Origin of the sequence: Sphingobacterium sp. UBA3549, assembly GCF_002376635.1 — a bacterium.
Taxonomy (GTDB): Bacteria; Bacteroidota; Bacteroidia; order Sphingobacteriales; family Sphingobacteriaceae; genus Sphingobacterium.
Genome location: NZ_DFOE01000008.1, coordinates 15,740 through 27,859, shown reverse-complemented (window position 1 = coordinate 27,859; position 12,120 = coordinate 15,740). Strand labels below are relative to the sequence as shown.

At 38.5% G+C, this 12,120-nt stretch carries 12 protein-coding genes; 6 read left to right on the top strand and 6 right to left on the bottom strand.

Features of this window, described 5'->3' with window-relative positions:
• Position 1 precedes the first annotated feature (1 nt).
• The 4 genes from B2W36_RS04895 (at position 2) to B2W36_RS04880 (ending at position 4,877) form a co-directional block, all read left to right on the top strand.
• Positions 2-142, top strand: coding sequence for a hypothetical protein (locus tag B2W36_RS04895; protein WP_293886592.1), 141 nt, complete (start codon positions 2-4; stop codon positions 140-142).
• Positions 143-189: 47 nt separating this feature from the next.
• Positions 190-1,335, top strand: coding sequence for an SWIM zinc finger family protein (locus B2W36_RS04890; RefSeq protein WP_293886591.1), 1,146 nt, complete (start codon positions 190-192; stop codon positions 1,333-1,335).
• 170 nt (positions 1,336-1,505) lie between these two features.
• Positions 1,506-3,686 carry a S41 family peptidase gene (locus tag B2W36_RS04885; protein WP_293886590.1) on the top strand — a complete coding sequence of 727 codons (2,181 nt, stop codon included), beginning with the start codon at positions 1,506-1,508 and terminating at the stop codon, positions 3,684-3,686.
• Between the two features lie 162 nt (positions 3,687-3,848).
• The gene (locus B2W36_RS04880; protein WP_293886589.1) at positions 3,849-4,877 is read left to right on the top strand and encodes a PDDEXK nuclease domain-containing protein; all 1,029 of its coding nucleotides are present in this window, start codon (positions 3,849-3,851) and stop codon (positions 4,875-4,877) included.
• 37 nt (positions 4,878-4,914) lie between these two features.
• On the opposite strand, the gene B2W36_RS04875 is transcribed toward B2W36_RS04880, so the two are convergent.
• From B2W36_RS04875 to B2W36_RS04860, 4 genes are all read right to left on the bottom strand, one after another.
• A complete protein-coding gene (locus B2W36_RS04875) occupies positions 4,915-5,475 on the bottom strand; it encodes a plasmid pRiA4b ORF-3 family protein (RefSeq protein ID WP_293886588.1) in 561 nt (186 codons plus the stop codon).
• Between the two features lie 95 nt (positions 5,476-5,570).
• A complete protein-coding gene (locus tag B2W36_RS04870) occupies positions 5,571-6,839 on the bottom strand; it encodes a MutS-related protein (protein ID WP_293886587.1) in 1,269 nt (422 codons plus the stop codon).
• 38 nt (positions 6,840-6,877) lie between these two features.
• Positions 6,878-7,753 (bottom strand): hypothetical protein, encoded by an 876-nt coding sequence (locus B2W36_RS04865; protein WP_293886586.1) that lies wholly within the window; start codon positions 7,751-7,753, stop codon positions 6,878-6,880.
• Positions 7,754-7,873: 120 nt separating this feature from the next.
• On the bottom strand, positions 7,874-8,281 hold the full coding sequence (locus B2W36_RS04860; RefSeq protein ID WP_293886585.1) for a hypothetical protein: 408 nt from the start codon (positions 8,279-8,281) through the stop codon (positions 7,874-7,876).
• Positions 8,282-8,558: 277 nt separating this feature from the next.
• On the opposite strand from B2W36_RS04860, the gene B2W36_RS04855 reads away from it, so the two are divergent.
• The gene (locus tag B2W36_RS04855) at positions 8,559-8,819 is read left to right on the top strand and encodes a hypothetical protein (RefSeq protein ID WP_209579127.1); all 261 of its coding nucleotides are present in this window, start codon (positions 8,559-8,561) and stop codon (positions 8,817-8,819) included.
• A 173-nt stretch (positions 8,820-8,992) separates the two neighbouring features.
• Here B2W36_RS04855 and B2W36_RS04850 read toward each other — a convergent pair whose 3' ends face one another.
• Both B2W36_RS04850 and B2W36_RS04845 read right to left on the bottom strand, forming a co-directional pair.
• Entirely contained in the window at positions 8,993-9,406 is a 414-nt protein-coding gene (locus B2W36_RS04850; RefSeq protein WP_209579128.1) for a hypothetical protein, read from the bottom strand.
• Positions 9,407-9,473: 67 nt separating this feature from the next.
• The gene (locus B2W36_RS04845; protein WP_293886584.1) at positions 9,474-10,088 is read right to left on the bottom strand and encodes a sprT domain-containing protein; all 615 of its coding nucleotides are present in this window, start codon (positions 10,086-10,088) and stop codon (positions 9,474-9,476) included.
• Positions 10,089-10,388: 300 nt separating this feature from the next.
• Here B2W36_RS04845 and recN point away from each other — a divergent pair, with 300 nt between their 5' ends.
• The gene (gene recN / locus B2W36_RS04840; protein ID WP_293886583.1) at positions 10,389-12,050 is read left to right on the top strand and encodes a DNA repair protein RecN; all 1,662 of its coding nucleotides are present in this window, start codon (positions 10,389-10,391) and stop codon (positions 12,048-12,050) included.
• Positions 12,051-12,120: the final 70 nt, after the last annotated feature.

The window sequence follows — 12,120 nt, the reverse complement described above, 5'->3', positions numbered from 1 at the left end:
TATGGCAGAGCAAGATATAGCGATTAGCTATGCAAGAAATTCACAACTGACCCATCAATCGGGTATTCAGCAATTAGTATTAGCTCATCAGTCCGAATTGGCAGAAGTCGCCAATGTGCCTTGTTTCTTTCGGGGAGTTTGACGGATCCTCTGCTTACTTCCAAATGTTTGTTGACCTTGTCGAAAGTTGTGCGATCGAGTTTTGGACCCGTACCTCCGAGTTTACGGGATCCTATCGTTTCAGCTGGTACAAACCAGATTCGTTTCGAGGGATTTTCTTCCTGTAACGGTGTTTACGCACGTTTAGATTTATTGGAAGATGCTATTGATGGTGAGTTCATTACCAGTGGTACAACCAATGTAGATTTCAATGAACCGATGCTCAATGCATTAAACGCTGTCAAGAAGACCGAAAAAATGGTGTTGGGAGTAGGAAGCAATGAGGTTTCTATTCGTACTGATAAAGCCAAAGTGACTGAGAAGAAAGTAAGTTTGCCACCACGCTGGATCAAAGGGCTGACTTCCGTTCAATTATATCTGGCGGGTATGGAGCTTCAGTTTGAATTAAATAAAATTCAGCTTATCCAATTATTTCAGGGCATTCCCAAAGGGAATGTGAAAGGGGAGTTCTATTTGACGAAAAGGGCTAACCGATTTGTCTTTTCACCCATAAGTACAGGCGATGCGGTACGTATTGGTGGTATTCAGCGATTGCGCCTATTGGAGGGGTTGGTGACCTATGCCGACAGGTTACTTGTTTATCAGGAAAAAGGAGGTGAGAGCGCGGCTTTTGTTGCCGACTTTGGTAAGATGAGACTGACTCTGGCTTTGTCACCGGATAGCTATCGCGGATTCTCGGGTGAAGGTAATGTGTTGGAAAATATGATTAAGGCCGTTCCTGATGAATGGGTCCACGCCGTGAATGGATTGCTTAAATCCAACGAACTATTTGACCCAACAATGCTTTCCATTGAGCATGATGTCGACTTCGATACGATGGATACGCTCTCGGCATCATTATCTTCCATCGGGTTGTTAGGTTATGATTTACATAGTCATCAGCATTATTATAGACGATTGCCTTTTAAGATGGAACGTATTTTAGCCTTGAATCCGCGGTTAAAAAATGCGAAAAAACTTGTTGCGACAGCAGGTGTACAGTTTGTCAAGAATACAACGGATTATATCGAGGCGAGAGTGGATGGATCCGGTGTGCAACATACTGTCATTATACAGGGCGATAAGTTTCAATGTACCTGTAACTGGTTTACTAATCATCAGGGAAAGAGGGGGCTATGTAAACATATACTCGCGGTAAAGATGCTGAATGGGTAGCGAAGAGCGCATCATGTTTTTCCCCTTTATGGTAAAACATGATGCAAAATACATTACGAACTGAACATCTAAAAATGTCGCAAGGAAAATAGAAAAATAGTGTCGTGCAAAAGTGAGAAAGGTTTTGTTAATAATTCATTAATTGATTAATTTAAGGAAAATTTTCAATTATGAAATCTAACAGCCTATTTATTTTCCTTATTGTTTTTCTAATAGCAGTAGCCACTCCTGTCTTTAGTCAACAAAATTTTAACTTTTCATTTGATCAACCGATTACTGCTCCATGGTTCAAGATAGGCGATACGACGGTTTTTAAAAGTAGTATAGACCAAAATACATATTATAGTGCAAAAGGAGCGCTTCGGATTGAAAGTCTAAAAAAGAACAGCGCTTTCGGAGGAATTATGATGTGGTTACCATCAAATTTAAAGGGCGATTCCATTGAAGTGTCTGCGATGATTAAGCGCGAGAACGTCATCGCGGGATCTTATGCGTCGATGATGTTACGGATAGATCCCGAAATCTTTTTCGATAATATGGCTAACCGCCAAATGAATGGGACAAAAAACTGGGAAAATATTAAGCTGAAAACTAAATTGGTGCCAAACCAGACGGAAGGGATCTCCATTGCATTTTTTCTTTCTGGAGAAGGTAATATGTGGGTTGATGATGTGCTCATTACTGTAGATGGTAAGGATATTACCAAGGAAGCGGGAATGTTTGTGCCATTTGCGAAAGAAATCAGTGAACCTGCAAGTTCGGGGATATCTGACTTTAATAGTACGCCCAAGATTGATCAACGCTTAGTGGATCTGGGACGAATATGGGGTTTTCTGAAATATAGGCATCCAGCGATAGCGCAAGGGAAGTATGATTGGGATCAACAGTTATTTAAGTCTATAAATGCTGTTATTATGGCAAAAGATAATAAATCTGTTGAGGCACATTATGCTGCGCTGTTAGACAGTGTCGGTACGACGGCTAACTACGCTAAGCCACTGCTTGAAAACGTCGTTCACGAAATAGATTATAGCTGGATCGATGAGCTTCCATTTAATGATGATCTTAAAGATAAACTGAAGCGTATTCGTTACAGCAGTTTCGATCAGCATCACTACTTTGGTTTTACTGGTGGCGCAGGTAATGTGCTTTTCAAGAACGAGAAAAAATATGAAAATGTATTATCAGCGGACGTGGGATTTCGGTTGTTAACGCTTTTTCGCTTCTGGAATATGATCGAGTATTTTTCTCCTTATAAACACCTGACGGACCCGAAATGGGAAGCGGTTTTAAAAGCCGCTGTGCCCGAAATGATCCTTAGTCGGGATGATCGTTCTTATGGACTTTCACTTCTCAAGATGATATCTCAAGTAAAAGATGCACATACCGGACTTTGGAGCACGCCGAAAGGGCTGATAAATTATTATGGCAAGTACCGTATGCCAATAGAGATCCGAATAATAGAGGGAAAAGCCGTGGTGACTAAAGTCTTTGAGAGTGAGCAATCTGGAGATAAACTTAGCATAGGAGATGTGCTCATCAGTAAGGAACATAAAAAGATTGAAGAAATCAGAGATTCACTATGGGCTTATATGAGCACACCGAATGAAGCTGTGGCCAACCGCGATCTTGCTAGAAAGCTTGTGACAAGCAGTAGCGAGCTTGTAGCCTGTGAAATAGTGCGTGATGGCGAACCTATTACAGTAAATATTGTTGCGATGTCTGCTAGCCAAATTAAACCTGCGCCAAAAGATACTGTAGCTTTTAAGATGCTGGATAATAATATTCTATATATTAATCATAGTTTATTGCGTGGTAAAATGATTACAGATAATAGGTTAAACTGGAGTAAGGTAAAAGGTATTGTGATTGATGATCGCAATTATCCCGGTGATTTTTTAGTGTTCAAGCTTACACCCTTGTTGTTGACCAAGCCTACTGATTTCGTTCGTTTTACCAGTACGAGTCTTCAATATCCTGGAACTTTTGTAATGAGCAGCCCATTACAAGTTGGGGAGAATGCCAATGATTGTTATCAAGGTAAGGTGGCTATTCTGGTCAATGAGGATACGCAGAGTTCTGCGGAATATCATGTGATGGCTTATCAGGCAGCTGCTAATGTCAAGGTTTTCGGATCACAGACAGCGGGTGCTGATGGCAATGTCAGTTCCATTGATTTACCAGGTAATCAAAGGACAATGCTTTCGGGACTGGGTGTATATTACCCTGATCAGCGTGAAACTCAGCGTGTCGGTATTAAAATTGATGAAATTGTCAAGCCGAGTATAAAGGGGATTCGCGAAGGTAAGGATGAGGTGATGGAAAAAGCATTGGAGTATTTAAATAAATGAGTTTGGTCTTACGATTGATCGTTGCGGAGAGGTGAGGACTTAAAGTCGGATAACATAAGGTGATTTGTTTTAAAATAAATACTAAAATATTTAGTATTTTAATAAGGTTTAGCTACCTTTGTATTGTTACTTACAGAAGTCGTACCAATTAAACAGGCAATTATGTTAACAGATCAAACTTTAGTATCCGATATAAAAGCGATTATTTCCCAGTCCAAAGACAATGCCATTCGTGCTGTCGACCATCAGCGTACGTTGATGTACTGGCATATCGGCCAACGTATTTTTGAACAGGAGCAGGAAGGTAAGGATAGAGCGGACTATGGGAAATACATCATAAAATATCTTTCAGCGGAGTTGCAGCCTGAGTTTGGTAGTGGTTTTTCGTATAGACAGCTAAATTGGTGCCGCCAATTTTATCGCACATTTCCAATTGTGTCTACACTGTGGACGCAATTGAGTTGGAGCCAGTATAAGCTGCTTTTAAGTCTTAATAGCGAGGAACAACGGGAGTTTTATATTGCCGAAACCATAAAGAATAATTGGACAGTCCGCCAGCTTGAGCGGCAGATCAATACCAGTCTATATGAACGCCTGCTGCTTAGTAACGATAAGGAAAGTGTATTGGCTGTAGCCAAAAAGGAAAAGATGCCTTCTGATGCCAAGGAAATTATCAAAGATCCAATGGTACTGGAGTTTTTAGGGTTGAAACGGGAAAGCGCTTATTATGAAAAAGATCTTGAAGGCGCCATTATTGTTCATCTTCAAGAATTCCTTCTCGAATTAGGGAATGGCTTCTCCTTCGTGGCCAGACAAAAACGCATCCATATAGAAGGTGATGAGTTTTTTGTTGATCTGGTCTTTTACAACCGTCTATTGCAAAGTTTTGTGATCATTGAGATCAAGACTCACAAATTAACCCATCAGGACATTGGTCAATTGCAGATGTATGTCAATTACTATGATCGCATTGAAAGGCTTCCATATGAACATCCCACGATCGGCATTTTACTCTGTGCGAGTAAAAACGATGCGGTTGTGAAATTTACCCTTGTGAAATTTACCCTTCCCGAAGACCAAAAACAAATCGTTGCCAGTCAATATGAGCTTTACTTGCCTACAGAGCAACAGTTGCTGGATGAGGTGAACAAAGAACTGGAAAGTTTTGTGAGTAAGGTTGGCGATGAGTAAATTTACAACGAGCATTATATATTTTTAAAATGCAACACTATACCGCTGCTACTCTCTTCTTTGCAGCTTGGAGATCAAAGTAGTTCGGATCCCATTTTTCACCTTTTTCTAAGTCGAGCCAGGTTCGCATCTCATCATGTTCTTCATGGTGTATATCTTTCATGACATCCTTTACATTTTGATATCCCCAAGTACTTCCGCAATCTTCCGGTGGGCAAGCACCTTTTCCCTCCAGTAACTCCGCTTTTAATACATGCTTGTCTAGAATGTCCTCGACCACAATTTGATGTGTCCAGCTATCACCAAAATCATAGATGTAGGTGAACTTTTGCCCTGTCTGATTTAAAATGTCTTTCAATATTAACAATTCGGCATCTTCGGTATTTCCTTCGTCCCACTCTTCGTCAATTATGGCAATCTCAGGATATGATCCAAAACCTTTCGGCGAAAACTGATAAAGGTGATAGTTTTGCCAGCCAAATGCTTCTTGTATCACTTGATGTAAACGGTCAAACGTGAAATAATCGGGAACTAATAACTTTCGCCACACTGGTGGTTTTGTTATCCCTTTAATCTGTATTTTTAATTGTAATAGCATCTGTATTTATTTTATTCCTCTTCACTATTAAAATAACTCATAATAGCTGTAATTTTTGTAATCCCTCACTCTCTGTCAATCAATGGATGTTCTTGTCAATCTAAAAGACTATTTAGTCCTTCTTTGTTGAATAATAATTGACCTATTTGCAGATTAGACCATCCTGTTTTCAATACATAGGAAAAAGATGGCGTCTCTTCGACAATCTTGCAGTCTATATAGTATGGGCTCACTTGGACGTAGGCTTCTGCAATTTTTTGCCGTAATTCAATTATATGAGTAGAGATAAAGAATGTAGAAGTAACAAACTTTTGAAGACCCTTGATCGTTTTTACACTTATAACCAATGCATCTTCATAGTTGGTCCCCTTAAATAGCTCGTCGAAAATGGCGAAACATCGTTTACCCTCATGCGCTTGATGAACAACGTTTTTCAATTTGATAATTTCTTTCATAAAATGACTATAACCATTTTTTAGATCATCGCTGTGATTAATTTGAATCGATACATTATCATAAAAAGGAATGGTTCCAGCGCTGGCAGGCATAGCTGATCCCAAATGAGTCAAGTAAACGCATAAGCCGATGGATTTAAGCAGTGTTGATTTTCCGGACATGTTTGCACCTGTAATAAGTACGATATTGTTGTTTATAACGATATCATTTTTTACAGGATTAGATAGCAATGGGTGATATAGTTCTGTGAGTTGAAAACAATATTCATTCATTGTAGCGAACTGAAAATTGTTTTTATAAATTGCTTTCCCGATTGAAAAATAAGCTTCTAAAAGAGCTAGTTTCTCAAAAAATAAAAGCGTATCACCATTTTTACGGTTTTCAGAAACAATAGCGTTTAGCTCCTGGATGGAAATATAGCCTAGTGTACCTTTACGGATTTTGGATGTAAAGTGTCGAAGTTTGAAGGAGTGGAGATAGTTTATGACAAACCTAAGATCCTCTTGATATTTATGGGGAAATTCATTCAGGTCAATATTTCCTGTGAGATCATTTTCAAGCTTGGATAAGAAGTTAATTAGTTGCGCATACTCGCCAAGTAAGATGTTGCTCTTACGTTTTTTGACTTTGTAAGTCAGAAAATCAACTTTTTTTAGGTACTCTAGTGGGAAATGACATAAGAACTTATGTGAATCTGCATACTCAATTTTAGTGTAATAGTAGTCATTCCCGCGTGATATGGACAAAATAATTTGTTTTAGGATTGTTTGTCTATCGTTGATTTGGGAGATAGATGATAATGGATTTTGTAGAAGTTTGTAGAGCGCCGAATGACTATCTGAGTTTAATGTATAATCAAATATGGGTAAAATGTCTTTTGATAAATATAAATCTTGTGTATCATTCATAATTGCTTTTAGGTTTATTGAAATTGTTTATGCTGACTTTACTCCTGCATTAAATCTTCGATTAGCTGAAGTTTTACAGTTTCCAAAATACCTTTTGGATCATCCATAATTACTATTCCAAAGATATCCTTTTTTATGGACGCATGGTTTCCATTGTTATCGCTGGCTTCATAATTTCCAAATATATACTTTCTTACAGAAACACCGCTCCCTTTGTTGTCTTCAACTGTTTTGCCGCCCAATATGTCTGTTATAATGGTTGTGCTTTTACCCGTGTTATTTTCAATTGTCAGGTTTCCTAGAACATCCTTTGATATACGACTACTATTTCCTTGGCTGTCATGAAAGTCTAAGCCACCTATAACATTTTTAGATACAGTGGCGTGGTTGCCACTCGCATCACTGATATCTAAACCGCCGAAGATGTTTTTTGAAATAGTAGTGAGGTTGCCGTGGCTGTCACGGATCTTCAAATTTTCAAGGGTATTCATGAAGTTAGTGGACGGACTCCAATCTGGAATATCAAAATCTCCACTTATATTTTTCCTGACCGTTTTTTCCTTTCCTTCGTTATATTTTACGACTATATTGCCGGAAAGATCCTGTTTTACTGATGTTTTAAGTCCGTTGTTATCCGTTTTTGTATATCCGTTCCAGTGGTCTTTGCTGTATTTGATACTTTTACCCCAGTTGTCTGAAACGGTTACCTCTCCCCAGCTATCAGTTTTTATTTTAATGGAGCTTTTATCTAAGCCTTCCGAAACAGCTAATTGTGTAATATACTTTCGGATATCATCAGAAAGTGTGTCAGTTAAATGGTTAGGATAGTTTCTATGGTAGGAGATCCTAGCTTTTACTGTCACTGTTATAGAAAATAAAAATAACAAATTAAATAAGATATATAGGCGTTTCATGGGGATATAATTTATGATTAAAATACAATTTTTTGATAAGAAAATAAAGTAAATGATTTTAATTCGCTTAATTCTAGCCGATAAAATGGTATTGTAAATTGAACTGTCACATCACTTCTTTTAGAGTTCTTCCTTCCAATACCTCAGCACTCCATCAATAGAATCTTTCTGCAGTAGAGCTTGACGGCTACCACATAGAATCTTCATGCACTTTTCAATGTCGCTAACTCTAAATTTAATGCTTAATTCTGCTTTAAGCCTTTTGAAAATTTCCAAGGCATTAACTTGTCTGTCAAAATAGCTTTGTTCTATCCAAGTTTTAAGAAGTTCGAGCAGAGGTCTGTCAGTTTTTCGGGTGCTGCCTTTCCGCGCATTTTTCTTCTTCCATATGATGCGTGTGCCTTCTCCTTTTTCAGAATAAATGATATGGGAAAATTTGAAATCAATAGCTTGATTGAGCGACGTAAATGTCGCGCAACCGGAAAGGTGCGTTTTAATAGTAGGAGCGAAGCAAGCTTTTTTATTCATTGGTTAAAATGGTGCTATAAGAAGTGGCTACGGGGAAAAAATCGAAGGAAGCACCGATATGGCAGTGGGGCAGGAAAGCCAAAGCAACGCTATACGTACGGTTGCATACACTGTGGTGGATATCATATTACGAAAGAGCATCCGCATGATTACAGGCGAAAAATAGAAAAATATGAACAGAAATATACTGAATAATTGATGATCGCTGCTTTTTTAATTTTTATTTTTCTAACATAGATTATTTTGTACATTTGTATCGAATAAAATCGAAATTGAAATGGCAGAAACTGTACAACCAAGAGGTCCAAAGACAACTGATAATAATGCGAATCAAACACATTACTACAAAACATTGGTAGTAGCGATCGCTTTAGGTTTAATAGGTACATTTATCCGTTTTGTACCGGATGTTTGTACGTCTATGGGTCAACAAACATTTTTGTTTTCCGCGATAGCTAACATCTCCATGATCGTAGGCGCACTTATCGCTTTCAAAACCGTGTTCGGAATTTTGGGATTTGGAAAAAACCGTGACTAATTACTACTCAGCGAAGATATCTAAAGCCTCAGTTTACTGAGGCTTTTTTTGTGACGTATAAAGCAAATGATCTAGGACGTTAACAATACAGGTGGATTGTCAAATACAAATATCATATATAAAAAAAGCCTTCCAATTTGGAAGGCTTTTTTTATATCGTGTGTCGCGTGCTATTAAGCGAAAAGAGACCAGGTAGACCAAGGAATACGAGCAAGCATCAAGATTAAACCGATGATGAAGAAAATCAAAACGGTTTGATTTGCTTTTTTTGCATTTTCAATCTTTTTAGCTTTAGAATAACCAATGGTGATCAATACAATAGCAATAATCATGGTCAATGGGTGTTCGATGATTTTAAATCGTAACGAAGGATCTTTCATTACAGCACCAGAGATCATCGAAGGGTACTTTAAATAAAAGAATAAAATCAATCCCACCACTAATTGAATATGCGATGCGATGAAACCCAATAAAGCAATTTTACGGTTGTACGGTTTGTTGCCTAGATAGTTTGATAGGGTGATCACGATCGATATCACCAGGGCTAGCAATAAGACAATTGCTATAGTCGAGTGTAAATGTAACATAAAAGCTCTCTTTAATTATTTCCTAAGTTAGCAAAGATAAAAATATATTGAATGTATTTGTTAAAAATCATTGTTCCAACAGAAATACCTCCGCAATTGGATGGAATAGGTACATACGCTTGCTGGTCAATTCCATGCATTTATAACGTTTCCTTATTTTTTCAATACGCTGAAATGAACGCCCATTTTTTAATTTAAAGAAGTGCCCATCCTCTAAGGATTCTACCGTAAGGGCGCTGCTTTTGACGCTGTCATATAACTTTAAGGTACGAAACAGGTGGAGGTCCGTGCAGCTCGATGCTGCGGGGTTTTCCATATAGCGGTGAATCGCCTGGCTAATGTCGGTTGGGAAAATATTCAGTTCTAGAAATGGTCTCATTAGTTCCTTAAAATTATTTTTCCACTCCGTACCGTGTGGCTTGACACGATGCTGATGTTTATTCCACGTTTGTAAATGTGCAAATTCGTGAATCGTCGTAATCAAAAATGAATAAGAGTTTAAGTCATGGTTAACCGAGATACGGTGCGGGCTTCCTCTGTACGGAGCGCGGTAATCTCCTAGCTTGGTACTCCTGGAACGAGAGATCTTAAATAAACACTGCGTATGATTAATCCACTTGGATATGATTGGAGCAGCTTCTTCGGGCATGTATTTTCTTAGTGTAGCACTATAATCTTGCATGACATAAAAATAGGAATTTATTCATGTTAATAAAGCGCATGTCGACATTCTTTTGTCAAAAATAGAATTGTTTTACTAAAAAAAGTAGTTTTAAATTTGGAAAAATGATATTATTTTTAGTATTTAGTATTTGTAAATGTTACGTGCGGATATGTCAATAGATCAGAGGAGCTATGTTTTTAATAAAATGTATTGAAATCGTCTGATTTTTAGGTAAATTACCTGTAGAAAAAGTCATGTTAACATGCAAAATGATGAGGAAAGGTATTTCCTCCAAACTGTAATAAGACCTTTAAAAATATGCTGGATACCTTACATATTAAAAATTATGCGCTTATAAACGAGTTGGAAATCCAGTTCGACAAAGGTTTGAATATGATTACCGGGGAGACTGGGGCTGGTAAATCCATTATTATGGGAGCCCTATCGTTAATTTTAGGAAATAGAGTAGAGGGAAAGTACTTTTTCGATCCAACGAAGAAGTGTGTGATTGAGGGAGAATTTAAAATAGGTTCCTACAAATTACTCAATTTTTTCGAAGAAAATGACCTAGACTATGCAGATCATACCATTATTCGAAGAGAAATCACTCCAGATGGTAAATCCCGAGCATTTATTAATGATTCTCCCGTTACCCTAACTATTCTCAAGCAGTTGGGTGAACAATTGATCGATGTACATTCTCAGCATGCAACATTGCAGATCAATACAGAACAGTTCCAATTTTTAGTGGTCGACAGTGTCGCGGGCACATTTGCATTAAAGCAAGATTATCGAGATAGTTTCTTTGCTTATAAGAAAGCCAAAAAGGAACTCGAAGAATTTAAGGAGCTGGTAAAAAAGGCTGCATTAGAACAAGATTATTTTCAGTTCCAATTTGATGAACTTGATGCAGCGCAATTGGTGTCAGATGAACAGGGGCAGCTTGAAATACAACAGCGCCAATTGGAAAATGCAGAAGATATTAAGCGCGCGCTAACCGGTGCATCGCAGCTATTGGAAAATGATGATACGGCTGTTTTAAGCCGTTTGAAGGACGCTATGAACCAAGTGGAAGGTATCACTTCATTTCTTCCTGAAACAGCAGATTTGGCTGCGCGGTTAAAGAGCACATGGATTGAGCTCAAGGACGTTGCCGCAGAGTTAAGTGCGCTTGAAGAAGAGACACAAATCGACGAGGGCACTTTGTTGGAAATTAACGAGCGACTGAGCTTACTCTATTCATTGCAGAAGAAGCATCATGTGGACTCCGTTGAGGAGCTTATTCGGCTCAGGGATGAGCTTGAGTCCAAGTTGATGGCCATAAATTCTTCCGATGAGCAATTGGAGCGGCTGGAAAAAGAGGTAGTCGTTAAATTGAACATTGCTCAGAAAAATGCTAGGGAGCTATCAGTAAGCAGGAGCAAAGTGTTGGCGTTAATCGCAAAAGAAGTGCAAGCTACCTTAGCAAATGTGGGAATGCCCAATGCACGTCTTCAAATTAATTTAGAGCCCTTAAAGGAAGAAGAGATGCGGGAATCCGGAATGGATGCTATCCAATTTTTGTTCTCTGCCAATAAAGGGCAGGAAATGCAATTCATCCATAAGGTGGCCTCTGGAGGTGAGCTTTCACGGGTAATGTTAGCCATAAAATCATTAGTTGCCAAAACTTCAGCCTTGCCGACTATTATTTTTGATGAAATCGATACCGGAATCTCTGGTGAGGTAGCGTTGCGTGTGGGTGAAGTAATGGAAAGTCTAGCGGAGAATATGCAGGTCATTGCTATTTCACATTTACCCCAGATTGCCGCTAAAGGTGCTGCGCATTATAAAGTGTACAAAGAAGATAAAGCCAATCGGACAATATCCAACATTGTTCGATTGAATACTGCGGGTAGGGTTGCTGAAATAGCGCAGATGCTCAGCGGGGCCAATCCAACGGATGCTGCGCTGGAACATGCCGAGTTGTTGTTGAAGGGGTAAAATAGAACTGATCATCTGACATTAATCAGTTCTAAATAGTTAGATGCTAAAAAAGGTCTTAATTTTATAA